The sequence below is a fragment of the Enterobacter sp. MGH 4 genome (assembly GCF_000534735.1).
GTDB classification, from domain to species: domain Bacteria; phylum Pseudomonadota; class Gammaproteobacteria; order Enterobacterales; family Enterobacteriaceae; genus Enterobacter; species Enterobacter intestinihominis.
Genome location: NZ_KI973289.1, coordinates 1,608,252 through 1,634,518 on the forward strand (window position 1 = coordinate 1,608,252; position 26,267 = coordinate 1,634,518).

At 55.7% G+C, this 26,267-nt stretch carries 24 protein-coding genes; 5 read left to right on the forward strand and 19 right to left on the reverse strand.

The genetic code is table 11. The features are described from left to right. Positions 1–3 precede the first annotated feature (3 nt). Genes nagK through lolC form a run of 4 tightly spaced genes read right to left on the reverse strand, consistent with a single transcriptional unit; the run spans position 4 to position 4,107 of the window. Positions 4–915: an N-acetylglucosamine kinase gene (nagK, locus tag L350_RS14745; protein WP_032624469.1), complete on the reverse strand. Its 912-nt coding sequence runs from the start codon at positions 913–915 to the stop codon at positions 4–6. A gap of 54 nt (positions 916–969) precedes the next feature. Continuing rightward, the gene (gene lolE / locus L350_RS14740) at positions 970–2,214 is read right to left on the reverse strand and encodes a lipoprotein-releasing ABC transporter permease subunit LolE (RefSeq protein ID WP_032624470.1); all 1,245 of its coding nucleotides are present in this window, start codon (positions 2,212–2,214) and stop codon (positions 970–972) included. Further along, positions 2,214–2,915, reverse strand: a complete 702-nt coding sequence (gene lolD / locus L350_RS14735) for a lipoprotein-releasing ABC transporter ATP-binding protein LolD (RefSeq protein ID WP_032624471.1) — start codon at positions 2,913–2,915, stop codon at positions 2,214–2,216. Before lolD ends, lolE begins: the two co-directional genes overlap by 1 nt. After that, positions 2,908–4,107, reverse strand: coding sequence for a lipoprotein-releasing ABC transporter permease subunit LolC (lolC, locus tag L350_RS14730; RefSeq protein WP_032624472.1), 1,200 nt, complete (start codon positions 4,105–4,107; stop codon positions 2,908–2,910). The genes lolD and lolC overlap by 8 nt, the downstream gene beginning before the upstream one ends. A gap of 256 nt (positions 4,108–4,363) precedes the next feature. Here lolC and L350_RS14725 point away from each other — a divergent pair, with 256 nt between their 5' ends. The 3 genes from L350_RS14725 (at position 4,364) to L350_RS14715 (ending at position 10,139) form a co-directional block, all read left to right on the forward strand. Beyond that, positions 4,364–5,437: an acyltransferase family protein gene (locus L350_RS14725; protein ID WP_022647756.1), complete on the forward strand. Its 1,074-nt coding sequence runs from the start codon at positions 4,364–4,366 to the stop codon at positions 5,435–5,437. Positions 5,438–5,582: 145 nt separating this feature from the next. Further along, the gene (gene mfd, locus L350_RS14720; protein ID WP_032624473.1) at positions 5,583–9,029 is read left to right on the forward strand and encodes a transcription-repair coupling factor; all 3,447 of its coding nucleotides are present in this window, start codon (positions 5,583–5,585) and stop codon (positions 9,027–9,029) included. A 144-nt stretch (positions 9,030–9,173) separates the two neighbouring features. Beyond that, positions 9,174–10,139: a L,D-transpeptidase LdtC gene (locus tag L350_RS14715; protein WP_023299804.1), complete on the forward strand. Its 966-nt coding sequence runs from the start codon at positions 9,174–9,176 to the stop codon at positions 10,137–10,139. Between the two features lie 76 nt (positions 10,140–10,215). On the opposite strand, the gene bhsA is transcribed toward L350_RS14715, so the two are convergent. Continuing rightward, positions 10,216–10,473, reverse strand: a complete 258-nt coding sequence (gene bhsA / locus L350_RS14710; protein WP_006809234.1) for a multiple stress resistance protein BhsA — start codon at positions 10,471–10,473, stop codon at positions 10,216–10,218. 245 nt (positions 10,474–10,718) lie between these two features. Between bhsA and L350_RS14705 the strand changes: the two genes are divergently transcribed. Continuing rightward, on the forward strand, positions 10,719–11,354 hold the full coding sequence (locus L350_RS14705; RefSeq protein ID WP_023305873.1) for a TetR/AcrR family transcriptional regulator: 636 nt from the start codon (positions 10,719–10,721) through the stop codon (positions 11,352–11,354). Positions 11,355–11,413: 59 nt separating this feature from the next. Here the strand turns inward: L350_RS14705 and L350_RS14700 are convergent, their stop codons facing one another. From L350_RS14700 to hinT, 8 genes are all read right to left on the reverse strand, one after another. Further along, complete coding sequence (locus L350_RS14700) at positions 11,414–11,953, reverse strand: glycine zipper 2TM domain-containing protein (protein ID WP_017384715.1); 540 nt, start codon at positions 11,951–11,953, stop codon at positions 11,414–11,416. 194 nt (positions 11,954–12,147) lie between these two features. Next, positions 12,148–13,452, reverse strand: coding sequence for an NAD(P)/FAD-dependent oxidoreductase (locus tag L350_RS14695; protein ID WP_017693633.1), 1,305 nt, complete (start codon positions 13,450–13,452; stop codon positions 12,148–12,150). A gap of 236 nt (positions 13,453–13,688) precedes the next feature. After that, on the reverse strand, positions 13,689–14,231 hold the full coding sequence (gene ycfP, locus L350_RS14690; protein ID WP_032624474.1) for an alpha/beta hydrolase YcfP: 543 nt from the start codon (positions 14,229–14,231) through the stop codon (positions 13,689–13,691). A 31-nt stretch (positions 14,232–14,262) separates the two neighbouring features. Then, entirely contained in the window at positions 14,263–15,288 is a 1,026-nt protein-coding gene (nagZ, locus tag L350_RS14685; RefSeq protein WP_032624475.1) for a beta-N-acetylhexosaminidase, read from the reverse strand. A gap of 11 nt (positions 15,289–15,299) precedes the next feature. Next, positions 15,300–16,124: a thiamine kinase gene (gene thiK / locus L350_RS14680; protein WP_023305871.1), complete on the reverse strand. Its 825-nt coding sequence runs from the start codon at positions 16,122–16,124 to the stop codon at positions 15,300–15,302. After that, complete coding sequence (gene lpoB / locus L350_RS14675) at positions 16,105–16,749, reverse strand: penicillin-binding protein activator LpoB (protein WP_085929697.1); 645 nt, start codon at positions 16,747–16,749, stop codon at positions 16,105–16,107. Before lpoB ends, thiK begins: the two co-directional genes overlap by 20 nt. Before the next feature lie 13 nt (positions 16,750–16,762). Next, positions 16,763–17,137, reverse strand: coding sequence for a YcfL family putative periplasmic lipoprotein (locus L350_RS14670; RefSeq protein ID WP_022647747.1), 375 nt, complete (start codon positions 17,135–17,137; stop codon positions 16,763–16,765). A gap of 1 nt (position 17,138) precedes the next feature. Then, complete coding sequence (gene hinT, locus L350_RS14665; protein ID WP_006809243.1) at positions 17,139–17,498, reverse strand: purine nucleoside phosphoramidase; 360 nt, start codon at positions 17,496–17,498, stop codon at positions 17,139–17,141. A 353-nt stretch (positions 17,499–17,851) separates the two neighbouring features. On the opposite strand from hinT, the gene fhuE reads away from it, so the two are divergent. Continuing rightward, entirely contained in the window at positions 17,852–20,041 is a 2,190-nt protein-coding gene (gene fhuE, locus L350_RS14660; RefSeq protein WP_032622149.1) for a ferric-rhodotorulic acid/ferric-coprogen receptor FhuE, read from the forward strand. 139 nt (positions 20,042–20,180) lie between these two features. Here the strand turns inward: fhuE and ptsG are convergent, their stop codons facing one another. The 6 genes from ptsG to pabC all read right to left on the reverse strand — a co-directional run bounded on the left by ptsG (position 20,181) and on the right by pabC (position 26,184). Further along, a complete protein-coding gene (ptsG, locus tag L350_RS14655) occupies positions 20,181–21,614 on the reverse strand; it encodes a PTS glucose transporter subunit IIBC (RefSeq protein WP_006809245.1) in 1,434 nt (477 codons plus the stop codon). A 298-nt stretch (positions 21,615–21,912) separates the two neighbouring features. Next, on the reverse strand, positions 21,913–22,707 hold the full coding sequence (locus L350_RS14650) for a metal-dependent hydrolase (protein ID WP_032624476.1): 795 nt from the start codon (positions 22,705–22,707) through the stop codon (positions 21,913–21,915). A 10-nt stretch (positions 22,708–22,717) separates the two neighbouring features. After that, positions 22,718–23,722, reverse strand: coding sequence for a DNA polymerase III subunit delta' (holB, locus tag L350_RS14645; protein WP_023299799.1), 1,005 nt, complete (start codon positions 23,720–23,722; stop codon positions 22,718–22,720). Next, complete coding sequence (tmk, locus tag L350_RS14640; RefSeq protein WP_022647743.1) at positions 23,719–24,360, reverse strand: dTMP kinase; 642 nt, start codon at positions 24,358–24,360, stop codon at positions 23,719–23,721. Before tmk ends, holB begins: the two co-directional genes overlap by 4 nt. Next, a complete protein-coding gene (yceG, locus tag L350_RS14635; protein ID WP_023299797.1) occupies positions 24,350–25,372 on the reverse strand; it encodes a cell division protein YceG in 1,023 nt (340 codons plus the stop codon). Before yceG ends, tmk begins: the two co-directional genes overlap by 11 nt. 2 nt (positions 25,373–25,374) lie before the next feature. Then, positions 25,375–26,184, reverse strand: a complete 810-nt coding sequence (gene pabC, locus L350_RS14630; RefSeq protein WP_023299796.1) for an aminodeoxychorismate lyase — start codon at positions 26,182–26,184, stop codon at positions 25,375–25,377. Positions 26,185–26,267 lie beyond the last annotated feature (83 nt).

Consider the following 26,267-nt stretch of genomic DNA (forward strand, 5'->3'; position numbering starts at 1 on the left):
AAACTAATCGGTGAGATGAAGGAATGCGGCTCCGCGCATGCCTCCTGCGTCCCCGTGTCGCGCACGCTCAATGCGCGGCACGCGGGCGACCGGCAATAAATGTCGGGGCAAACGCCCGGACAGCTGTTCCGTAATCGCAGTGAAATTTGACAGCCCTCCCCCGATCACCAGCAGATCCGGGTCGACGATGGTCAGGATATTCCCCAGACACACCGCCAGCAAATCAAGATAGCGCTCAACGTGCTCACGCGCCTGCGCGTCTCCCTGCTCCCACAGCGTAATGATTTGAGGGGCCTCAAGTTTCTGATGATAGAAGTGTTCATAAAGCCATGCAAACCCGCGCCCTGAAAGGTAACTCTCAATGCAGCCGTGCTGACCACAGCCGCAGCGGGTAAGCGGGAAATCACGACCAACGACGTCCAGCGCATCCACCGGCAGACGGATATGACCAAATTCTCCGGTAATGTAGCTGCGCCCGGTAATGGGCTTACCGTTAATGACAATCCCGCCACCGACGCCCGTTCCGAGGATCAGCCCCATCACCAACGGATAGCGACGAAACTCGTCGTCCCAGGCCTCTGAGAGAGCAAAACAGTTGGCATCGTTGTCTAAGCGCACGTCGCGCTCAAGGAGAGCAGAAAGATCGGCACGCAGGGGGTTGCCGCTGGCAGCAGGAACGTTGGCGGCATACAGCGTGCCGTCGTCGGTTTCGGGCATACCCGGTATACCAATGCCGACGCTGCCTTTGACGCCAAAGCGTTCATCCGCCTGCGCCACCAGCGCGGCAATGGCGGTTAAAAATTCATCGTAGCTATCGCGCGGCGTAGGCACGCGGGTTTCCCATTGTAGCTTAAGGTCTTTATCGAACACGCCGAGCGCAATCTTGGTGCCGCCAATATCAAATCCGTAATACATGATGCATTCCTCTGTTTGATTCAGCGGCCAAAAGACCGCTAAACCATGACGAAATTACTGGCCACTTAATACCCTCGCCGGATCAATTCGGCTTGCGCGACGCGCCGGATACCAGCTTGCCAGCAGACTCAGTAAAAGTGCTGTAACCAGCACATAAATGACGTCCAGCCAGTGCAGTTCAGACGGCAGGAAGTCAATAAAATAGATATCGCCTGACAGGAATTGATGGCCGATAAGCGCCTCAATCCCGTTGATAATCGGCGTCAGCTGAAGAGACACCACCACGCCGATGACCACGCCGCAGAGGCTACCAAACAGCCCCGCCAGCAAACCGTACCAGACGAAGATGGCGCGAATAAGACCGTCTTTCGCCCCTAAGGTACGCAGCACGGCAATGTCGCCGCTCTTGTCCTTAACGGCCATGACCAGCGTAGAGACGATATTAAAGCACGCCACGCCAATCACCAGCACCATCGCCAGATACATAATCGCGCGGATCATCTGGATATCACGGTACATATACCCGTAAGTGCCGATCCAGCTTTTGATGTAGACATAGTTATTGGTCACGCTGCCAGCGTCACGCACCAGTGTATTGGCGTTGAAAACGTCGTTAACCTTAATGGCAATGCCCGTCACGCTGTCGCTCATATCCAGATACTGGCGCGCATCTTCCAGCGGCACCATCGCGAAGCTGTGATCGAGCTGGCCGCTCAGCTGCAAAATACCGGTGACGTGCAGACGCACGCGCTTAGGCTGCTGCAATTTGTGATCAGCGCTGGCGTTCGGGATCATGATCGAGACCCAGTCGCCCTGCTTCACCTTCAGTGCATCGGCAACGCCTTTGCCCATGATGATCTGCTGTTCGCCAGCCTTAAAGGTTGCCCATGCACCATTTTGCACATAGCGAGGCAGCGCGCTCAGACGCTCCTCCTGACGTGGATTCACCCCTTTCACCTGAATGGCGCGCAGGTTTACCCCGCTCTCTACCAGCCCGGTAAAGTTGATGTAAGGTGCAGCCGCCGCAATGCCGGGTACCTTTTCCACTTTGTTCAGGGCATCACGCCAGCTGGACCACGGCTGGTTAACCGGCTCGATTTCACCGTGGGGTACAACGGCCAGAATGCGGTTATTCAGTTCTCGCTCAAAGCCATTCATGGCGCTTAAGCCCACGATTAGAACCGCCACGCCCAGGGCGATACCGATGGTGGAGATCACGGAGATAAGGGAAACCATCCCGCTCCGGCGACGACCGCGGCTAAAGCGTAACCCAATGAGTAACGATAACGGTGAAGCCATTACTCCGCTCCCATCAGCGTCAGTTCTGCATTCAGACGACCGTCGCGCATTTCCAGCTGACGGCCCATCCGCTTAGCCAGCTGCAAATCGTGCGTGACCACCAGAAACGCGGTTCCCTGCGCGGCGTTCAGTTCGCCGAGAAGCTGGAAAATGCTGTCTGCGTTACGCGCATCGAGGTTACCTGTCGGCTCATCCGCCAGCACCAGGCGCGGGTTGTTGACCAGCGCACGGGCGATGGCCACACGCTGACGCTCGCCGCCGGAAAGCTCAGACGGACGATGATTCCCGCGATGACCCAGCCCTACCGCGTTTAGCATGTCGCTGGCGCGGGCATTGATTTCTGCGGGTTTCTTTTTACCAATCAGCAGCGGCATCGCCACGTTTTCCAGCGCCGTAAAGTCCGGCAGCAGGTGGTGGAACTGATAGATAAAACCCAGCTCACGGTTACGCAGCTCGGCTTTCGCCGTAGACGACATTTTACTCAGCGGCTGCCCGGAAAAGATCACATCGCCTTCGGTTGGCGTGTCCAGCCCGCCCAGCAGGTGCAGCAGCGTACTTTTGCCGGAGCCGGAGCTGCCAACAATCGCCATCATCTCGCCTTCACCCACGCTAAAGCTGACATTGTGCAGCACGTCGGTCTGCACAGCGCCTTCCTGATAGCGTTTGGACAGGTTGTCGCACTGCAACAGGATCTTATTCATAACGTAAAGCCTCAGCGGGTTGAGTGGCGGCAGCCCGCCAGGAAGGATAAAGCGTAGAGAGCAGCGCAATAGCCATCGCGGCCAGCGCAATACCGACCACCTGGAGCGGCTCGATAGCCACCGGCAGCGCCGCACCATCAAGCAGCGCGCCGATAATCGGCATGAGATTGTTGAGCTGGCTGGCGAGCAGCGCACCCAGCGCCGCGCCGAGCAGCGCGCCGATGATGCCAGCGCTGGCACCCTGCACCATAAATACCGCCATGATCTGGCGCGGCGTCAGCCCCTGGGTTTGCAGAATGGCGACTTCGCCTTGCTTCTCCATCACCATCAGCCCGAGCGAGGTGATGATATTAAACGCGGCAACGGCCACGATCAGGCTCAGCAGCAGCCCCATCATGTTTTTCTCCATGCGCACGGCCTGGAACAGTTCGCCTTTGCGGTCGCGCCAGTCCTGCCATTTCGTTCCTTCCGGTAGCGTCTGCTGGCTAAGGGTATCCACCTTCAGCGGCGCATCAAGCCACAGACGCCAGCCGGTGATATTTCCCGCCGGGTAGCGCATAAGACGCGAGGCGTCCTGAATGTTAACCAGCATCTGGTAACCATCGACTTCGCTGTTCGCCGCAAACGTGCCAATCACGTTGAACAGGCGCTGGCTTGGCAGACGCCCCATCGGCGTAAACTGACTGGCTGAGGGCACCATCACGCGCAGTTGATCGCCACGGTTGACCCCGAGCTGCCCGGCAAGCTGCTCGCCGAGGATGACGTTGTATTTACCCGCTTCCAGGTCGGTTTGTTTCACATTGACCAGGAACGGCGTCAGCGGATCTTTTTGCGCCGGATCGATACCCAGCATCACCCCGACCGCCACGCTGCGGGCGCTTTGCAGCACCACATCGCCCGTCGTGAGGGGCGCAACGCGCGTGACACCCTGTAACTTCATCGCGCTTTCCGGCAGCTGTTGCGGGTTAACGGAGCCCTGAGTGGAAGAGAGAACGGCCTGCGGCATCAGCCCCAGGATATTGTTTTGCAGCTCGCGCTCGAAGCCGTTCATGACGGAAAGCACCGTCACCAGAGCCATCACGCCAAGCGTAATGCCAATAGTCGAAAGCCAGGAGACAAAGCGACCGAAGCGGTCCGCGGCGCGCCCACGCATGTAACGTAAGCCTATGAAGAGTGCGACAGGTTGATACATGAAATCCGTCTGTTTGCTGATAGCAGACCCACGAGTATATAAGCGAATCCGCTAAGCGTAAATGACTGAAACCGTAAGATTCGGTAATCATTTTTCCGAAAAATTCAGATAAATCATCATGCTACTGACTGAACTTCCGCCATACAGCCTCCACCTTTTCCGAAAATCGTCCTGATACAGACTGTTACCCGTTACATCGGGGTTTCATTTTACAACAATCGACCTTTCGTTTTTGGCAACAAGGTCGTCACGCACAATGAAACAAAAAGCATTATGGATTAACCAGATAAAAGGGCTGTGCATCTGCCTGGTGGTGATTTACCACTCGGTGATCACCTTTTATCCTCACCTGGACGGGCTACAGCATCCGTTATCGGGCCTGCTCGCCAAATGCTGGGTCTATTTTAATCTTTACCTCGCCCCGTTCCGTATGCCGGTGTTTTTCTTCATCTCCGGCTATTTGATTCGTCGATATATTGACGAGGTGAACTGGCGCACCAGTCTCGACAAGCGGATCTGGAGCATTGTCTGGGTGCTGGCCCTGTGGGGCGTCCTGCAATGGCAGGCGCTGACCCATCTGAATGCCTGGCTCGCCCCCGAGCGTGAACTGGCGACAGCATCCAATGCGGCCTACGCCGATTCCGTTTCAGGGTTTGTACTGGGAATGCTCACGGCCAGCACCAGCCTGTGGTACTTGTACGCCTTAGTGGTCTACTTCACGCTCTGTAAACTGCTGAGCCGCTGGAAACTGCCGATGCTGGGGCTTCTGGCGCTGGCAAGCATCGCCATTAACTTCCTGCCTTTACCATGGTGGGGAATGAACAGCGTGGTGCGCAACATGATCTACTACAGCCTCGGCGCATGGTACGGCGCGCAGTTGATGACGTGGATGAAAGGGATGAATTTGCGCCGCAGCTGGCTGGTACTTATCGCCTCTGGCGCGGTGTCGGTTGTGCTGTGGTTCGCTAATGTTCCTCTGCCGCTATCACTGCTGTCGATCGTGGTCATCATGAAGCTCTTTTACAGCTTCGAGCAGCGTTATGCCGTTCATCCCAATAATCTGCTGAACGTCATCGGTTCAAACACCATCGCGATTTATACCACCCACCGCATTTTAATTGAGGCGTTTAGCCTGCTCCTGATTCGCGAAATGAATGCGGCGTACTGGCCGATCTGGGCGGAGTTAACGCTGATTCTGGTCTATCCGTTCGTCAGCCTGCTCGTCTGCACGCTGGTTGGACTGGGCGCACGTAAGCTCTCGACCGCCCTCTTTGGCGACCTTTTCTTCTCCCCTCCCGCACGGCTTACGCCACAGCTCGCCAGCCGCTAACCTACCCTGCCCCCATCCGGGGGCACTTTTCCTCTTGTGCGGTTACGATTTGCTTATGCATAACGATCGAGGATAATAAAGACATTGCGTATCAGTGATATGCCCCAATACTGTTGGTATATCCCCAAGAGACCCTGACATAGCCATGCCTGAACACTATCGTTTTTCCTTGCCTGTAAAAGCAGGTGACCAACGCCAGCTGGGCGAACTGACAGGCGCGGCCTGCGCCACGCTGGTGGCGGAAATTGCCGAGCGCCATCCGGGGCCGGTGGTGCTGGTTGCCCCGGACATGCAAAACGCCCTGCGCCTGCACGACGAAATTCGTCAGTTCACCGACAGTCTGGTATTCAGCCTGGCCGACTGGGAAACGCTTCCCTACGACAGTTTCTCTCCGCACCAGGAGATCATCTCCTCACGCCTGTCGACGCTGTATCAGCTCCCCACCATGCAGCGCGGCGTGCTGATTGTGCCGGTGAATACCCTGATGCAGCGCGTCTGTCCGCACAGCTATTTGCACGGCCATGCGCTGGTGATGAAAAAAGGCCAGCGCCTGTCGCGCGATGCCCTGCGCGTGCAGCTTGACGGAGCCGGTTACCGCCATGTCGATCAGGTGATGGAGCACGGCGAATACGCGACGCGCGGTGCGCTGCTGGATCTCTATCCAATGGGCAGCGACCAGCCGTATCGTCTGGATTTCTTCGATGATGAGATCGACAGCCTGCGCGTGTTCGACGCCGACACCCAGCGCACGCTGGAGGAAGTGGACTCCATTAATCTGCTGCCCGCCCATGAGTTCCCGACGGATAAAACCGCCATCGAACTGTTCCGCAGCCAGTGGCGCGACAGGTTCGACGTGAAACGTGATGCCGAACATATTTACCAGCAGGTCAGCAAAGGCACCCTTCCGGCCGGGATCGAGTACTGGCAGCCCCTGTTCTTTAACGAACCGCTGCCGGCGCTGTTCAGCTACTTCCCGGCGAATACGCTGATTGTTAACACCGGGGATATCGACGCCAGCGCCAGCCGCTTTGAAAGCGAAACGCGCGCCCGCTTTGAAAACCGGGGCGTTGACCCGATGCGTCCGCTGCTGCCGCCGGAAATGCTGTGGCTGCGTACCGACGAGCTCAACGCCGAGCTAAAACGCTGGCCGCGTATGCAGCTCAAAACCGATTCGCTTGCCGATAAGGCGGCGAACACCAATCTCGCGTTCCGGACGCTGCCCGATCTGGCCGTCCAGGCGCAGCAGAAATCCCCGCTCGATAACCTGCGCAAGTTTCTTGATTCCTTCACCGGGCCAGTGGTGTTCTCCGTTGAGAGTGAGGGTCGTCGTGAAGCGCTGGGCGAACTACTAGGGCGGATCAAAGTTGCACCGAAGCGCATTCATCGCCTGAGCGAAGCGACCGGAAATGGTCGTTACCTGATGATCGGCTCCGCCGAACACGGATTTATTGATACGCTCAATAACCTGGCCTTGATTTGTGAAAGCGACCTGCTGGGCGAGCGCGTGGCGCGCCGTCGTCAGGACAGCCGTCGCACCATCAACCCGGACACCCTGATCCGCAACCTGGCCGAACTGCACCCCGGTCAGCCGATCGTTCACCTGGAACACGGTGTGGGTCGCTATCAGGGAATGACCACCCTCGAAGCAGGCGGCATCAAAGGTGAATACCTGATGCTGACCTACGCGAACGACGCCAAACTGTACGTGCCAGTGTCGTCCCTGCACCTTATCAGCCGCTACGCCGGTGGCGCGGAAGATAACGCGCCGCTGCATAAGCTGGGCGGCGACGCCTGGTCACGCGCGCGGCAGAAGGCGGCGGAAAAAGTGCGCGACGTGGCCGCCGAGCTGCTGGACATTTACGCCCAGCGTGCGGCCAAAGAGGGTTATGCGTTTAAGCATGATAAAGAGCAGTACCAGCTGTTCTGCGACAGCTTCCCGTTTGAAACTACGCCGGATCAGGCTCAGGCCATAAATGCCGTGCTGAGCGACATGTGCCAGCCGCTGGCGATGGATCGCTTAGTCTGCGGCGACGTGGGCTTCGGTAAAACCGAGGTAGCAATGCGTGCCGCTTTCCTGGCGGTGGAAAACAACAAGCAGGTGGCGGTGCTGGTGCCGACTACCCTCCTCGCCCAGCAGCACTTCGACAACTTCCGCGACCGCTTCGCCAACTGGCCGGTACGCATTGAGATGCTGTCGCGTTTCCGCAGCGCTAAAGAGCAGACGCAAATCCTGGAACAGGCAAGCGAAGGCAAAATTGACATTCTGATCGGCACCCACAAGCTGCTGCAAAGCGACGTGAAGTGGAAAGATCTGGGGCTGCTGATCGTCGATGAAGAGCACCGCTTTGGGGTGCGCCACAAAGAGCGCATCAAAGCGATGCGCGCCGACGTCGACATTCTGACCCTGACCGCCACGCCGATCCCGCGCACCCTGAATATGGCGATGAGCGGCATGCGCGATCTGTCTATAATTGCCACCCCGCCGGCGCGCCGTCTGGCGGTGAAAACCTTTGTTCGCGAGTACGACAATCTGGTGGTTCGCGAGGCGATCCTGCGTGAAGTGCTGCGCGGCGGCCAGGTATATTACCTGTATAACGACGTTGAAAACATTCAGAAAGCCGCCGACAGGCTGGCAGAGCTGGTGCCGGAAGCGCGCATCGCCATTGGTCACGGCCAGATGCGCGAGCGCGAGCTGGAGCGGGTGATGAACGACTTCCACCATCAGCGTTTCAACGTGCTGGTATGTACCACCATCATTGAGACCGGGATCGACATTCCGACGGCGAACACCATCATCATCGAACGCGCGGATCACTTCGGCCTGGCCCAGCTGCATCAGCTGCGCGGGCGCGTCGGGCGTTCTCACCATCAGGCCTACGCGTGGCTGCTGACGCCGCATCCGAAGGCGATGACCACCGACGCGCAAAAGCGTCTGGAAGCTATCGCCTCGCTGGAAGATCTGGGTGCTGGCTTTGCGCTGGCGACGCACGACCTGGAGATCCGCGGCGCCGGTGAGTTGTTGGGTGAAGACCAGAGCGGCTCCATGGAAACCATCGGTTTCTCTCTGTATATGGAGCTGCTGGAAAATGCCGTCGACGCGCTTAAAGCCGGACGTGAACCGTCTCTGGAAGATCTCACCAGCCAGCAGACCGAAGTGGAACTGCGCATGCCTTCCCTGTTGCCGGATGATTTTATTCCTGACGTGAATACCCGTCTGTCGTTCTACAAACGTATTGCCAGCGCGAAAAGCGAAGGCGAGCTGGAAGAGATTAAAGTCGAACTGATTGACCGTTTTGGGATATTGCCCGATGCGGCGCGCAACCTGCTGGATATTGCCCGCCTGCGTCAGCAGGCGCAGAAGCTGGGCATTCGCAAGCTTGAAGGCAACGAGAAAGGCGGCGTAATTGAGTTTGCCGAGAAGAACCACGTCGATCCGATGTGGCTGATTGGCCTTCTGCAAAAACAGCCGCAGCATTTCCGTCTTGATGGCCCGACGCGTCTGAAATTTACTCAGGATCTGACGGAACGTAAAATCCGCATGGACTGGGTGCGTAACTTTATGCGTCAGTTGGAAGAGAACGCCATCGCATAACGGTTTCCCCCGCCAGCGCCCGGCTGGTGGGGGACAATTTACAAACTCTTTGCACTTCGCCCGATCTTCCCGACCATACATTCGCCATAATTATCATTAACGCCTTATAAAACAATAACCTTATCATTTGTATGGATTATGATAATGATGATTTCTTCGCGTTTTACCCGCTGGTTAACTGTGGTTGCGCTGGCCGCGACGGTTGCCGTCGCGCTCCCTGCTCGCGCCAATACCTGGCCTCTTCCGCCCGCCGGCAGCAACGTCGTAGGTGAAAACCGCTTTCACGTGGTTGAAAACGATGGCGGTTCGCTGGAAGCGATTGCTAAAAAATATAACGTCGGGTTCCTGGCGCTGTTGCAGGCCAACCCGGGCGTAGATCCCTATGTGCCCCGGGCGGGCAGCGTACTGACGATTCCGCTGCAAACCATCCTGCCGGACGCGCCGCGTCAGGGGATTGTGATAAACCTCGCCGAGCTGCGTCTTTACTATTACCCGCCGGGGAAAAATGAAGTAACCGTCTACCCTATCGGCATCGGCCAGCTGGGAGGCGATACGCTCACGCCGACCATGGTGACCACCGTCTCCGACAAGCGCGCTAATCCAACCTGGACTCCGACGGCAAACATCCGCGCCCGCTATAAGGCACAGGGTATCGATCTCCCTGCCGTGGTTCCCGCGGGCCCGGATAATCCGATGGGGCACCATGCCATTCGCCTGGCGGCCTACGGTGGGGTTTATCTTCTGCACGGAACGAATGCGGATTTTGGGATCGGGATGCGCGTCAGCTCCGGCTGCATTCGCCTGCGCGATGACGACATCAAAACGCTCTACCGCGTGATCGCCCCTGGCACGAAAGTGAATATCATCAATACGCCGATTAAAGTGTCTGAAGAGCCGGGTGGCGTCCGTCTGGTTGAGATCCACCAGCCGCTATCGAAAAACATTAATGACGATCCGCAGACGCTGCCGATTAATCTGAATGCCTCGATGGTGAGCTTTAAAACGAATGCAAACACCGATGGCGCAGTGATGGAGCGGGCGATGGAAGCGCGCTCCGGGATGCCAACCGATGTCACGCGGCATCATGAGGTTGCTCAGCAGTCAATGTAAACGGTAATAACGACAAACGCCCTGCATTAGCAGGGCGTTTTTTTTTGCAGTGGCATAACGGAGGGTTGCGTTACGCTTATTTGTAGATAACTGCGGTACCGTGCAGGGTGTTAGGACCGGTCACAGAGGTAATGCGGAATGATTTCGCACCCATTTCGTCAGCTTTTTGTGCCAGCTGATCTTCCAGAGAGCCGAGGTTAGTCCCGGCAGTGGCAGAGATGGTACCGACTTTCTGCTGGTCTGCTGGAGTGGATTGCACTTCAACAGCAGCGAAGCTTGCGAAAGAGAGTGAACTCAGAACGGCGGCAGCGATGAGGGTTTTAACGTTTTTCATGATTTTATACCTTTGGGCAGATGATGTAGTGGTCGTTAGTTATTTAGTTAACGATCGATAGGTAAATGATAGATGTGATCCAGGTCACACGTCAACCCATTTTTATAATGGTCGTTAAATTAATTTCATTTTCCTTATATTTCATAAAGATAAAATTAAATTATTTTTAAGAAATCACCGCTGGTCGTCGCAGACGTTTATTTTTATAATGACTATTCAACAAAACAACAGAGGACCAACGGCACATGACAACCGATGTCACGCGTTGCGCAAAGAAAAGCCGTGGCCGACCAAAAGTGTTCGACAGGGATGCGGCGCTCGATAAGGCCATGACGCTCTTCTGGCAGCATGGGTATGAAGCCACGTCGCTCTCCGACCTGGTGGAAGCAACGGGCGCGAAAGCCCCTACCCTGTACGCAGAGTTCACCAACAAAGAAGGCTTATTCCGGGCCGTACTGGACAGATACATCTCGCGCTTCGCGGCAAAACACGAAGCCCAGCTATTCTGTGAAGAAAAAACGGTTGAGCAGGCATTGCAGGATTATTTCTGCGCAGTCGCAACCTGCTTTACCAGTAAAGACACGCCCGCGGGCTGTTTTATGATCAACACCTCCGCGACCCTCGCGGCATCGTCGAAAGAGATTGCCAACACGGTCAAATCGCGCCATGCGATGCAGGAGGAGACGCTCAGCACGTTTCTGGCTCAACGCCAGCAGCGCGGTGAAATTCCGGCGCATTGCCGTCCGCAGGAGCTGGCCCAGTATCTGAGCTGTATTCTACAGGGGATGTCCATCAGCGCCCGTGAAGGCGCGACGCTGGAAAAACTGCAGGGGATTACGCAAATAACGCTGCGCCTGTGGCCTGAACTTCTTAAACTCTGACGCAAAAAAAAGCTCCTCAGCCTGAGCGCATGAGGAGCTAAGTTCAGAGAACATCTTTTTTACACTTTGTTATTCAGTATCAGCTGACCATTGCTGTCGAGAGGGATCTGCGTACCAGGATCTTTATCCATGCGGATTTTGCCCTGCTGATCGCCAATTTTGTAGGTTACGTCGTAGCCCAACATTTTTTCAGACTTGTCATATACAGTTTTACAGCGCTGCTGCGTTGTGGTGTAGGTATCATTTTCCTGCATCGCGCCCTGCACCTGGTTACCGGCATAACCGCCACCCAGCGCACCAACTACCGTCGCGACATCCTTACCACGGCCACCACCAAACTGATGACCAATCACCCCACCAGCAACCGCGCCCAGCACGGAGCCAGCGATACGGTTTTCATCCTGAACCGGACGACGATGGGTGACAGAAACATTACGACACTCCTGACGAGGCGTCTTGACCGTCTCTTTGATCGGTGTAGCGGAAACCACCTGCGCATACTGCGGGCCACGATCAAGTACGTTCAGACTGGCAACGGCAGCCACACCTAACGCAGCTGCGACGCCAATCCCTATACCCGCCAACATTGATTTATTCACGGGACTTCCTCCTTTGTTGCAATTGGTAGCAATTTTGCAGCGCAATAAACGCTTCGCCAATAAGATAAAGGATCAAAAAACCGGGGGATGAGCTGGGATAGCGTTTGTTTAAGAGAACTCTTAAGCGTCAGGAGCGAAATGCACAGCATGATGTGCTAAGAACTCCCTCCGGAGAGCCCGGAGGGAGGGAGAAATTAGTGCAGCTTCAGGCGTGGGCGGATAACGCGGTTGATGCGGCCGACCAGCATCATCAGGCCGGTTTTGAAGTAGCCGTGCAGCGCAATCTGGTGCATACGGTACAGAGAAATGTACACGAAGCGGGCGATGCGCCCTTCCACCATCATGGAGCCGCGCATCAGGTTGCCCATCAGGCTGCCCACGGTTGAAAAGTTTGAGAGCGACACCAGAGAGCCGTGGTCTTTGTAGACATAGGCTTTCATCGGTTTGCCTTTCATCTGCGCCAGGATGTTATGCAGCACGAGGCTTGCCATCTGGTGCGCGGCCTGGGCGCGAGGAGGCACAAACCCGCCTTCCGGACGCGCGCAGGAGGCACAGTCGCCGATAGCGAAGATGTCCGGATCGCGCGTGGTTTGCAGCGTCGGCTCTGTCACCAGCTGGTTAATACGGTTTGTCTCCAGCCCACCGATATCTTTCATGAAATCAGGCGCTTTGATCCCCGCAGCCCAGACCATCAGGTCGGCCTGGATGTATTCGCCGTCTTTGGTATGCAGTCCGCCCTCATCCGCGCTGGTCACCATGGTCTGGGTCAGCACGCGCACGCCCAGTTTGGTCAGCTCGTTGTGCGCCGCGCCGGAAATACGCGGCGGCAGCGCAGGCAGAATACGTTCACCTGCTTCCACCAGCGTCACATTCAGCGCTTCATTAGTCAGCCCTTTGTAGCCATAGCTGTGCAGCTGTTTGACCGCATTGTGCAACTCCGCCGATAATTCAACGCCCGTTGCGCCGCCGCCCACGATAGCAATGTTAACCTTGCCGTTAGCACCCATGTTGTTGGTGTACTTCAGGAACAGGTTAAGCATCTCCTGATGGAAACGACGCGCCTGATGCGGGTTATCCAGGAAGATACAGTGCTCTTTTACGCCTGGGGTGTTGAAATCATTGGACGTACTGCCCAGGGCCATCACCAGCGTGTCATAGGCCAGCTTGCGCTCAGGAACCAGCAGCTCGCCTTTATCATCACGCAGCTCAGCCAGCGTGATGGTTTTATTTTCACGGTTGATGTCCACCACCGAACCCAGCTGGAACTGGAAGTGGTGGTTACGCGCATGCGCCAGATAGCTGAGCGCATCCACGCCCTCATCCAGCGACCCGGTCGCCACTTCGTGCAGTAACGGCTTCCACAGATGGCTGTGGTTACGATCCACCAGCGTGATTTTGGCTTTCTTACCGCGACCCAGTTTCTTACCCAGCTGCGTCGCCAGCTCCAGCCCGCCAGCACCACCGCCGACAATCACTATCTTTTTCAATGGCGTAGTCAACGTGACCCCCTCAAATTATTAACCAATTGTTAATTAAAAGTTATATAAATAACCCTTAATTAACAACAGGTTACTGCGCTGAAACCATTCAGATTCATTGAGAATAGCACGTCAGGCGCATTGGTCATACCAAAATTGATATGTATCAAGTTTTGATGGTTTAAAAGTAGACAACTCTGATAAAAAAGAGGCCCGGCACGCTTTCACGTACCGGGCCTTTGTCAGGTTCAGGGAGTTCAGCCCAGCGTTTTAAAGGCCTTAATACGCTGCAAGTGCGGGGAAATATTTTTGAACTTGTGGGTCTGCTCTTCGTCCCAGACAATTTCGTAGTAATGATGCAGAAGTTCGGCGGCGCGGGAGCTGTTCAGCGCTTCATCGTTGCGAGAAAGGATAACCAGACAGCGATCGCGGTTCTTTTCACGGAAATTGCTTACGCATTTGGTTGCGATATCGGCGTACTCTTCCGGACGGTCAATCTTGCCTTCCATGTTCTCGTTCGGGAACAGGTTAGGATTGAAAATGACCTGGCGCATATCGCACAAAAAACCGATGCGCTCTGCCCAGTATCCCCCCAACCCTACGCCGCAAATCAGCGGGCGATCGTCGATATTAAGCTGCAACATTTTATCCACTTCTTTCAGCAGATGCTGCATGTCATGCTTCGGATGACGCGTGCTGTAGCTAATCAGCCGAACATCCGGATCGATAAACTGCAATTGCAGCACTTTCTCATGATTACCAGGACTGTTTGAGTCAAAACCGTGTAAATAGATGATCATCGTCTCACCACGCTACGCCTTCCGGGATGAATTAAAGGGCTGCTTTATGTGCCTGCCAGCGCTCGTTCAGGGCTTCGAGCCGGGCGTTTACCGCTTTCCAGCGCGCCGAGTCCATCAGCTCCTGACGACTAAATGAACCTTTATGATACAATTGTGTAACACGCTCAGCATTGATCGGCGACAGGTTATCCAGCACGCTCACCGCACCTTTACGATTATTGCAGACGAGGATCATATCGCAACCCGCATCCAGAGAAGCCTGTCCACGTTCAGCATAGCTGCCCATGATCGCCGCCCCTTCCATGGATAAATCGTCAGAGAAAATAACGCCATTGAAGCCCAACTCCTGACGCAGCACGGTTTTAAGCCAGTGCGGAGAGCCGCTGGCCGGACGCGGATCAACGTCACTGTAGATGACGTGCGCAGGCATAATAGCGTCCAGCTTGTTATCGGTAATCAGCGATCGGAAAACAGACATATCTTTAGCGCGAATGTCTGCTTCCGGGCGCGGATCGCGCGGGGTTTCTTTATGGGAATCCGCCGTCACCGCCCCGTGGCCCGGGAAATGCTTGCCGGTGGTTTTCATGCCCGCATCGTGCATACCGTCAATGAAGCGCGTCGCCATTGCCAGCGCGATACGTGGATCGTCATGATACGAACGCTCACCTATTGCCGCACTAATGTGTCCTACGTCCAGCACCGGGGCGAAGCTGATATCGATATCCATGGCGATCATCTCGCTGGCCATCAGCCAGCCTGCGTCCTGCGCCAGTTGACCGCCCTCTTCAGCACCCAGCAGCGCAGCAAAAGATTGTGCGGCGGGTAAACGGGTAAACCCTTCGCGGAAACGCTGCACGCGTCCACCTTCCTGGTCGACGGCCACCACCAGGCGATTGCGTGACGCCGCGCGGATCTGGCGAACCAGCTCGCGCAACTGCACCGGATCGTGATAATTGCGGGTGAAAAGAATCAGCCCCCCTACCAGCGGGTGCGCCAGAATTTCGCGCTCTTCCGCATCAAGCTCAAACCCTTCAACATCCAACATTACTGGACCCACACCAACCTCTCTTATCCTTTCGTTTGTAACTGACGCCAGGCATCATTTGCCAGCGCAATAAATTGTTCGTCATCTGTCTGCTGAAGTCGCATTTCAAACCATCCCGCCATCAGCATCAGCACCCACGGACGCCAGCGCGCGACCTGCCGCGCAAGGGTGAGTACATTTATGTTGGCGTTTCGGGCATAGGCGGTTATCAGCTGCACGCGCGAAGCCTCATCAGGCATCCAGACCGCAGCGAGTTCAAGCGCCACGTCACCGTCCCCGGCATATTCCCAGTCGATAAGTTTCTCGCCCGCCGTGGTATGAACGATATTCCCCGCATGGACATCCATATGCAGCGGCGCCAGACGTAACGCCTTCGGCTCTCCCGCTTTACGCAGCCGCTTAAGCTGCGCCAGCCAGAAGGGCGTGCGTCGTCCAGGCGCAGCCTGCTGCCAATAGCTATCCAGTAATGGAAGTAACGTCACCTGCCAGCCCAGACGCGGCTGTCGATGCAGATGATACAGCATGGCTGCCAGCGTGGGCGTATCGGGAAGCTCGCTTTTGATCTCACCCGCAATAAACGCCACCGCCATCCAGTCCCTGATAAAGAGATGAGGTTTCGGGGCAAGGTCGGCGGGAAGGCGCTTCAGGGCGCGGAACTGGCGACGAAAATGGGCGGCAGGCGCGGCGGCATCGTGATGCTGACGTAAAACCAGCCGATGGTCGCCACGCTCAATAATGCAACTCGCGCCGCCAAGCCCGACGGGGGCTTGCGGCGCGATAACACGGTACTGGGGGAAATAACGCGTCAGGACATCATGACGCGTGCGCTTATTGTTGCGTAACGGCACCTTTACCTGACCAGATAATTTCGCCGGTTTGAACCAGCATTAACTGCATCTGCAACGACGGCGTGTTCACGTTGCCTGTCGCGTTAGAATAAAGGACATACTGCGCGCCAACGTTGCGGGCGATACCAATCGCTTTACTGCGCGAACCCAGGCTGTCCTGAGGCGACAGACCAAGCTGTTGCTTGGCGACCGCGAGCTGCTGGGCTGAGACCAGCGTAAATTTACCGTTGTTTGCCAGCGCGTTGCGCAGGGTTTCCGTCGCTTCTCCCGCATTCAGGGAACCGTTTGTACGATTGTTCACGCTGTCCACCAGCAGCACACTGCCAGGCGTAACGCCCTGTGCCTGCAACATTTTGCCCACCATCGGCTGCATCGCGCCGTTCCAGTCATAGTGCCGCACTCGCGGCGCAGGCTGCGCGGTATCGTCCGGATGTTCGATCGGGCCAGGCTGCGCCGGAATAGTCGGTACAGACGGCACGGTTGGAACAGGTTGCGCCGGTGTTGTTGGCTGTTCCGTTCCCGGCTTCGCCTGATCCACCGGTGCAGGTTCTTCCGTTCGCGTCACACAGCCTGCCAGAAAGAGTGCGAACGCACTCAGGAGCGCATAACGGCTCATTGTTTTAATCAAGGTTCACTCCTTACAAATAAAGATAAAGTCTCACCTTATGTGCACCCAGATAGCTGGCGCTGCCGTAGAGCGTGACCGACGATCTTGCCGGAACCGTCACGCTACGCGGCGCCTCAAGCGGGTGCATCTCAAGACCTCTCACGTCATACCAGTAGAAGCGATAATGCACCGTCACTGGCTCTTGCCTTTCGTTATAGAGCGTAGAGGAGGCAGAAGACTGGATTTCGCTTATGGTCAACGAAGGATTTTCCGCCGTGATGCCCGCAGCAAGCACTGAGGACTCCATCACCAGCGTCTGTTCTTCACTGACCGGGATGGCGGGACGCGCGCTGCACCCAACCATAACCAGCGTCACGATCAGCGCTGCAATACGCCCAGTTAACATATTAAAGACCTTTATGTGCCAGCATCGGTCCCAGTGGACGTCCACCCAGAAGATGCATATGAATATGATAGACTTCCTGGCCGCCATGGCGATTACAGTTCATGATCAAACGGTATCCATCTTCAGCAATCCCTTCCTGTTCAGCAATTTTCGCGGCCACCGTAAGCATACGGCCCAGCGCAACTTCATGCTCGGTTTTAACGTCATTGACGGTCGGAATCAGAATATTGGGAATAATAAGGATGTGCGTCGGCGCCTGGGGAGAAATGTCGCGGAAAGCCGTGACCAGTTCATCCTGATAGACAATATCCGACGGAATTTCCCGGCGGATAATTTTACTGAAAATCGTTTCTTCAGCCATGACCTTTTCCTTTTATGTTTAATCTGGCGTCGTGCGTCCGTTGTTAACACACATTGTCTGTTTTACTGTGTGACACAACACAAGAGTATGAGCGAGTTTCTCCTGTCCTTTCAACCTTCTCCCGTTATTTCTTTCCTGATTATCGCCCATCTGGGTGAAGAGGCATCGCTTTAGGACATTTCTTTTCTGAAACCTGATTTCAGTTCATCCCGAAACATCTGTTTACAGCGTTAATCACAATGCGTATATTTCGCATTTGCATTTTCATGCGCATTTTTAACATAGAAAACGACGTCAGCCCGTGCTAGCGGGACTGTCGCGCACTACCTTCACCATTCACTAAGGGTTTGATGATGTCTTTCATTAATCACACCAGGGATGGGCAACGTCAGCCTGCCGCAACACCTTCGTTGCTGGCCGCCTGCATTGCTATGGCATTGACGCCAACCACCGCTTTCGCTGCTTCAACAGCCGAAGATACCGTCGTCGTTGATGGGGGTTTTGATAACACACAGGATCTTTCTGCCAGCCAGGATCAGGATTACAGCGTAAAAACCACCACCACCGGCACCAAACTGTTGCTGGTTCCCCGCGACATCCCACAGTCCGTCAGCGTTATCAGCCAGCAACGTATGGCTGACCAGAATCTGCAATCCATCGGCCAGGTGCTGACGAACACCACGGGCATCACGGCGCAGGTGCAGGACAGCGATCGTACCGTATTTTACTCACGCGGATTTTTCGTCAGCAACTACGCCTATGACGACCTTCCAACGTCCATCAGTGAAGTGTGGAACTTTGGTGATACCGCCGCCGATACCGCAATTTATGACCGCATTGAAGTGGTCCGCGGCGCCACAGGCCTGATGTCCGGGACGGGCAACCCGGCGGCGTACGTTAATATGGTGCGCAAGCATGCGGACAGCCAGGAATTTAAAGGCAACGTTTCCGCCAGCTATGGCAGCTGGGACAAGCAGCGTTACGTGCTGGATCTCCAGGCGCCGCTAGTGGAATCAGGTAAGGTACGGGGTCGTCTGATCACGGGTTATCAGGACAACGACAGCTTCGTGGATAACTACCACTACCGGAAGAAATTCCTCTACGGCGTGATGGATGCAGATGTTACCGACAGCACGACCCTCTCGGTAGGGTATGAGTATCAGGAAAGCCATACCGCCGACCCAACCTGGGGCGGGCTGCCGACATGGTACAGCGACGGAAGTAAGACCAACTACAATCGCAGCCAGACCGTCGCGCCTGACTGGGCCTATTCAGATAAAGACAGCACCCGCATCTTCGCTAACCTGACCCAGCGTTTCGATAATGGCTGGGAAGCGCACATCAACGGCATGCATGCTGAAACCAACTTTGACTCTAAGCTGATGTATATGTCCGGTTATCCGGATAAAGAGACCGGCGCGGGCCTGGTGGGTTACGGCGGCTGGAACCGCGGGGAACGCAAACAGGATGCGGTCGATGCCTTCCTGCGCGGCGGTTTCGATCTCTTTGGCCGTCAGCACGAGATGATGTTCGGCGGCAGCTTTAGCCGTCAGCGTAACCATTACGACAACACCATGCCGGATGCAGTATACGGCATGGTTGATGTCGGCAACTTTAAGAACTGGAACGGGAACATTGCCGATCCGCAGTGGACGCCGTGGAAACTCTACAGCAAGGATGATATTCGCCAGTCTTCAGCCTATTCCTCTGCGCGTTTCTCACTCGCCGATCCGTTGCACCTGATCCTGGGGGCGCGTTACACCCAATACAATATTCGCTATAACCCCGCTGGTTCGCCGAATACCCGTCTGGAAAGCACCAAAGATGATGTCACGCCGTATGCCGGCCTGGTGTATGACATCAATGAGGACTGGTCGACCTACGTCAGCTATACCTCTATCTTCCAGCCGCAGGATAAGCGCAATGCCAGTGGACGTTATCTCGACCCTACCACGGGTAAAAGCTACGAAGCCGGGGTGAAGGCAGACTGGTTTAATACCCGCCTCACCACCTCGCTGGCGATTTTCCGTATTGAGCAGGATAACGTGGCCAGCAACACGTATACCTACATGCCGAGCGGTGAGTCGATTTATGAATCGCTGGACGGGGTGGTCAGCAAAGGGGTCGAGTTTGAGCTCAACGGTGCACTGACCGATAACTGGCAGCTGACCTTTGGCGCGACGCGTTACATTGCAGAAGATAAGAATGGCAACGCTGTCAGCTCCGATCAGCCGCGCACAACCATGAAGCTGTTCACCCGTTATCAACTGCCAATGCTGCCGGAACTGACCGTGGGCGGTGGCGTAAACTGGCAGAACAAAGTGTGGACGGACGTGGAAGGCGGTCCGGCAGGACGTTCCCGCGCGGAGCAAGGCAGCTATGGGCTGGTGAACCTGTTCAGTCGCTATCAGGTCACCAAAGACTTTGCTGTTCAGGCTAACGTCAACAACCTGTTCGACAAAGAGTATTACGACTACGTCGGATCGTATGTAGTGTATGGCGCGCCACTGAACGTTTCGGTGAGCGCGAGCTACGATTTCTGAGTATTAAGCCCGGTGGCGCTGCGCTTACCGGGCCTACCCATCACGTAGGCCGGGTTAGGCGCAGCCGCCACCCGGCACCACAAACCGCAATAATAAAAAAGGCAGCCAATCGGCTGCCTTAGTCTCCCCAGATCACAGCTTAGTTGTTGCGGATGTACTCATCCATTTCGGTTTTCAGGTTATCGGATTTCGTTCCGAAGATTGCCTGAACACCAGAACCTGCAACAACGACGCCTGCTGCGCCCAGTTTTTTCAGACCCGGCTGGTCGACTTTCGCAACGTCGGCAACGCTCACACGCAGACGAGTGATACACGCGTCCAGGTTAGTGATGTTCTCTTTACCGCCGAAAGCAGCAACCAGAGCAGGTGCCATTTCGCTGGTCACACCGGCTTTGCTGTCTTCCGTTGCATCTTCACGACCCGGCGTTTTCAGGTCCAGTGCTTTGATCAGCACGCGGAAGACGGTGTAGTACACCACTGCGTAGCCCGCACCCACGATAGGGAACAGCCACAGCTTGCTGCTGTTACCGGACAGAACGATGAAGTCGATCAGGCCGTGAGAGAAGGACGTACCGTCACGCATACCCAGCAGGATACAGATTGGGAATGCCAGACCTGCCAGTACCGCGTGGATGATGTACAGGATCGGCGCAACGAACATGAAGGAGAACTCGATCGGCTCGGTGATACCGGTCAGGAACGAGGTCAGCGCTGCGGAGATCATGATACCGCCCACTTTTGCACGGTTCTCTGGTTTAGCAGAGTGCCAGATAGCAATTGCAGCGGCCGGCAGACCGTACATTTTGAACAGGAAGCCACCAGACAGTTTACCTGCCGTTGGGTCGCCCGCCATGTAGCGTGGGATGTCGCCGTGGAACACCTGACCTGCTGCGTTGGTGTATTCACCAATCTGCATCTGGAATGGGACGTTCCAGATGTGGTGCAGACCAAATGGTACCAGGCAGCGCTCAATGAAGCCGTAGATACCGAACGCCACAACCGGGTTCTGGTAAGCTGCCCACTGAGAGAAGGTCTGGATTGCCGTACCGATTGGTGGCCAGATGAAGGACAGGACCACACCGGTGAAAATCGCGGCCAGACCAGAAATGATCGGCACAAAACGTTTACCCGCGAAGAAGCCCAGATACTCAGGCAGCTTGATGCGATAGAAGCGGTTAAACATATACGCTGCAATCGCACCGGAGATGATACCACCGAGAACACCGGTGTCCGCCAGGTGCTTAGCGGCAATCTCTTCAGCAGGTAAATGCAGTACCAGCGGCGCAACCACAGCCATGGTTTTCACCATGATGCCGTAAGCAACAACGGACGCCAGAGCGGAAACACCGTCGTTATTGGTGAAGCCCAGAGCAACACCGATAGCGAAGATCAGCGGCATGTTAGCAAAAACAGAACCGCCTGCTTCGGCCATCACGTGGGAAACTACGGCTGGCAGCCAGCTGAAGTTTGCAGAACCGACACCCAGCAGGATACCTGCGATAGGCAGTACGGATACTGGCAGCATCAGCGATTTACCGACCTTTTGCAGGTTAGCAAATGCATTCTTAAACATAATTGAGAGTGCTCCTGAGTATTTGTGCTTTTTTTTACGTTTTCACGCATTGGCCCGGGGGGAGTACCGCGCCGTGGACAGGACATCTAAGCGCCCTTTATTTATTACACAGAGTAAAATAATTCCCTCTGAGTTTGTTTGACGGCTATCACGTTTCAGTTCAAGACGGCCAAAAAACTTGCAGATATTTACATAAAGCATGTCTGGATGTGTCTAAAAACGCCATCACCGCCCCGAATGAGGCGGTGAACTTTACTCGCTTTAGTTATTAATTACGAGCCTAAAAATAACAGGTGTATCAGACAGATTGCAGGCGGGCGGGGTCAATATGGAACAGGCTGGCGAAGTTTTCCGTTGTCACGCGAGCCAGTTCTTCAATACTGACACCTTTCAGAACGGCCATATACTCAGCGACATCCCGGGTCATCGCTGGCTGGTTCTCTTTGCCACGATGAGGCACCGGCGCCAGGTACGGGGAATCGGTTTCCACCAGAATACGATCCAGCGGAACATAGCGCGCCGCATCACGCAGTTGCTCAGCATTACGGAACGTGACAATCCCCGAGAACGAGATATAAAAGCCCAAATCAAGCAGCTTACCCGCCGTTTCTCTGTCTTCTGTGAAACAGTGTAGTACGCCACCGCAATCCGTCACCTTTTCTTCCCGCAGGATACCCAGCGTGTCGGCGCGCGCATCTCGGGTGTGAACGATAACCGGCTTATTCAGTTCCCGGCCAATGCGGATATGGTTACGGAAGGATTCCTGCTGGCGAGGTTTCGTTTCCGGAGTGTAGAAATAGTCCAGGCCGGTCTCGCCCATCGCCACTACGCCCTCTTCTGCGGCAAGACGGCGTAAATCCTCAACGTCGTACGCTTCATCCTGATTCAGCGGATGCACGCCGCAGGAGAAGACGACATTATCGCGCTCGCCTACCAATTCACGCATGGAGCGGTAACCCGGCAACGTGGTCGCCACGGCCAGGCAAAATTTCACATCGCGCGCGGTGGCTTTCGCCAGCACGTCGTCTACATTTTTATGCAGGGATTGATAATCCAGGCCATCGAGATGGCAGTGTGAGTCGACTAAAAACATAATGTCTCTCTCAGAGGTGGGAAACCGGCGGTATGACGCCCGGTTGCAGGTAGTGTTCAATACGCAGTAACTGGTCGGTCAGTAAAAGCTCGCGATTGAGACCGGTTACCGTCAAAAGTTGTTCACGACTCTGGCAGATATCATGAAGGATAGCGTGCAGCGACTGCCCTGACAGGCGATTCGCCAGCGTGGTGACCAGCGCCCACACGTCAGGGTTAGTCAGAAGCGTAGCCCCCTGCTGAATTTTGAGCGCATCCAGCAGCAGCGCGGCCAGCCAGTGCAGCCGTTCCGGAGCCTGATCGCTGTTCAGCGCTGGCAGCACGCTCAGCCAGTCATGGATGTCGAGGGCTGATTCAACCGCACGACACAGCGTTTCACGCTGGGACCACACCTCGGGCTGTAATAAGGCCAGCGCAGCCGCAGGCGCACCGCTGCACAGGCGCAACGCTGAGAGCGCCGCGTCTTGTGACACCGTCACTTCCCGCTCAAGCCAGGCGAGTGCCCAGGATTCCTGAGGGACAGCAAGGTGGTGAAGACGGCAGCGACTGCGCAGCGTCGCCAGCAAGCGTTCCGGCTCGCGGCAGGAGAGGAAAAACCAGGTGTTTTCTGGCGGCTCTTCCAGGGTTTTTAACAGCGCGTTGGCTGCGGCTTCCGTGAGCAGCGCGGCATCTTTCAGCCACACCACTTTCGCCCCCCCCAGACGCGCATATTCGTACAGTTTCTCACTGACCTCACGCACCGCGTCGATACCGAGCGTATTTTTGCCCTTCTCAGGTTCGAGGGTGTAATAGTCAGGATGCGTGCCCGCCTGCATGAGCTGGCAACCCCGGCACTTACCGCAGCTTTTATGTCCTTCCGGCTGTTGGCACATCAGAAAGCGGGTGATGGCGTAAATCAACGCATCATCACCCATTCCCGGCAGCGCCTGGATCAGTAACGCATGATGCCCCCGACCAACCTGATAGCTGCCGATCAGCTGTTCAAAGTGTGGGCGCAACCATGGATACCATTTCATGCCTGCTGCTCCTGTAGCCACTGCGTAACGGTCTGCTGAATATCACATGTAACGTCTTCAAGGGATTGCGTCGCATCGATGGTACGAATGGTCTTGTCCTGCCCGGCCAGTTCCAGATAACGCGCACGGGTGCGGTTAAAGAAATCAAAAGACTCCTGTTCGATGCGGTCCAGTTCGCCGCGGGCACGGGCGCGCTTCAGGCCCACCTCAGGGGTCACGTCCAGATACAGCGTCAGGTCAGGACGGAAATCGCCCAGAACCGCGTCGCGAAGCGTAGCCAGCATGGCCTGATCGATACCCCGGCCACCGCCCTGATACGCCTGGGTTGAGAGATCGTGGCGATCGCCAATCACCCATTTGCCTTCTGCCAGAGCGGGTTTGATCACCGTCTCCACCAGCTGAACGCGCGCCGCATAGAACATTAGCACTTCCGCTTTGTCGGTAATAACTTCATCGCCAACGGATTTGATATCCAGAACCAGGCTGCGCAGTTTTTCCGCCAGCTGCGTACCGCCCGGCTCGCGGGTGAAGACCATGTCGGCGACGCCAAGCGATTTCAGCGTATCCACCACCACGTTACGGGCGGTGGTTTTGCCCGCCCCTTCGAGTCCCTCAATGACAATGTATTTACTGCGCATTTTTTTCCTTAAGTGCCTTCAGATAGTCCTGAACGGAGCGATTGTGGCTGGCCAGGTTGGTATTGAACGTATGCCCCCCTTTTCCGTCAGCCACAAAATAGAGATACGGCGTTTTGGCCGGGTGCGCGGCGGCCTTCAACGATGCTTCACTCGGCGTCGCAATCGGTCCAGGCGGCAGGCCGCTAATCACGTAGGTATTATACGCCGTTGGCGTTTCCAGATCTTTTCTGGAAATCCTGCCGTTGTAGTTTTCGCCCATGCCGTAGATGACGGTAGGATCGGTTTGCAAACGCATGCCGATGCGCAGACGGTTAATAAACACCGAGGCAACCTGGTCACGTTCGGCAGCAACGGCCGTCTCTTTCTCGATGATCGAGGCCATCGTCATGAACTGGTTTTGATCTTTATAAGGCAGGCCCTCTGCTCGCCCTTTCCACGCAGCGTCTACCGCCGCGACCATTTTGTTGTGCGCGCGCTTCAGAATTGCCACATCCGTCGTGCCTGCCGTATACATCCACGTATCGGGCCAGAACCAGCCTTCCACCCACTCGGGATGTTCGAATTTTAAGGCGTCTGCCACGGTCTGGTAGCGGTCATCTTTCAGCGTATGCTTGATGTACGGCGCGTCACGCAGTTGCCTGAGATAATCGCTCAGACGCATACCTTCCACAAAACGCAATGGGAACTGGGCTTCTTTACCACTCTCCAGCAGTTGCAGCATCTCGCGCACGGTCATGCCAGGGGTGAAACGATAGGTACCGGCCTTGAAATGGGACAGGTCCGGCTGAATACGCAGCAGCCACTGGAATACGCGTGGACGATTGATAATTTTGTCGTCAAACAGCTGCTGACCAAGCGCCTGCCGCCCGGTCCCCGCTTTCAGGGTAAAAATCGTCTCGTCTTTAATCAGGATCTGACTTTCAGCCAGCTGACGGACTTTCCACACTCCCGCTCCGCCAGCGATTCCGAACGCAACGATAAGAAGGAGGACAAAGCGTAACATTTTCTTCATGACTACCTGGTTTGCTCACATAACGGGGCCAGAAACTGGAACAGCTCGCGGGATGACCAGCACTTGCGATCATAAGCACGAACGGGGACAACGGGCATCAGCGCATTGCAGATAACAACTTCTTCGGCAGCCAGCAGCGCCTCTTCCTTAGCGTTAACTTCGACAACGCGAAAGCCTGCGCGTGCCAGCTGTTGCAAACAAAACTGCCGCATAATGCCGTTGACTCCGGCCTGCTCCAGCGAAGGCGTGAATACGTCACTGCCCTTCCGCCAGAGTAAATTAGCCGCACAGCATTCCGTAATGTACCCTTCGCTGTCAAGAACCAGCGCCTCCCCGGCCTCCGTCTGCTCAAGATGAGTACGAATAAGCACCTGTTCAAGACGGTTAAGATGTTTTATGCCAGCGAGCATCGGGTTTCGCCCCAGACGTACCGGGCTAAGCGCCAGGACTACGCCCTCTTCACGCCAGTGCGCGTAATGGGAAGGATAATCTGAAACGGAAAGGATCCGCGCAGGATGCTGGCAGGCAGAACCGCTATAGCCCCGACCACCGCTGCCGCGGCTGATAATGACTTTCAGGACGCCGCTTGCTTTCTCTGACGCCAGCCGACGCATTTCACTTTCAAGAATGTCCCACTGCGAGAAGGGGATCAGTAATGCTTCGCAGGCTTTTTGTAAACGAAGGATATGGGCCCCGAGCAGGCACACGCCACCGTCGAGAATACGTGCGGTCGTGAAACAGCCATCGCCAAACTGGGTCGCCCTGTCGCTTGCCGGCAGCATTTCTTGCTCAAGGCCATTAATTAAAAACATAGTGGCTCCTTATGCATGGAGGCTCAGTCTGGCAGGATGTGGTTAGCCGGACAAGGGGATATCACCTAATAAAAAAGGCCCGG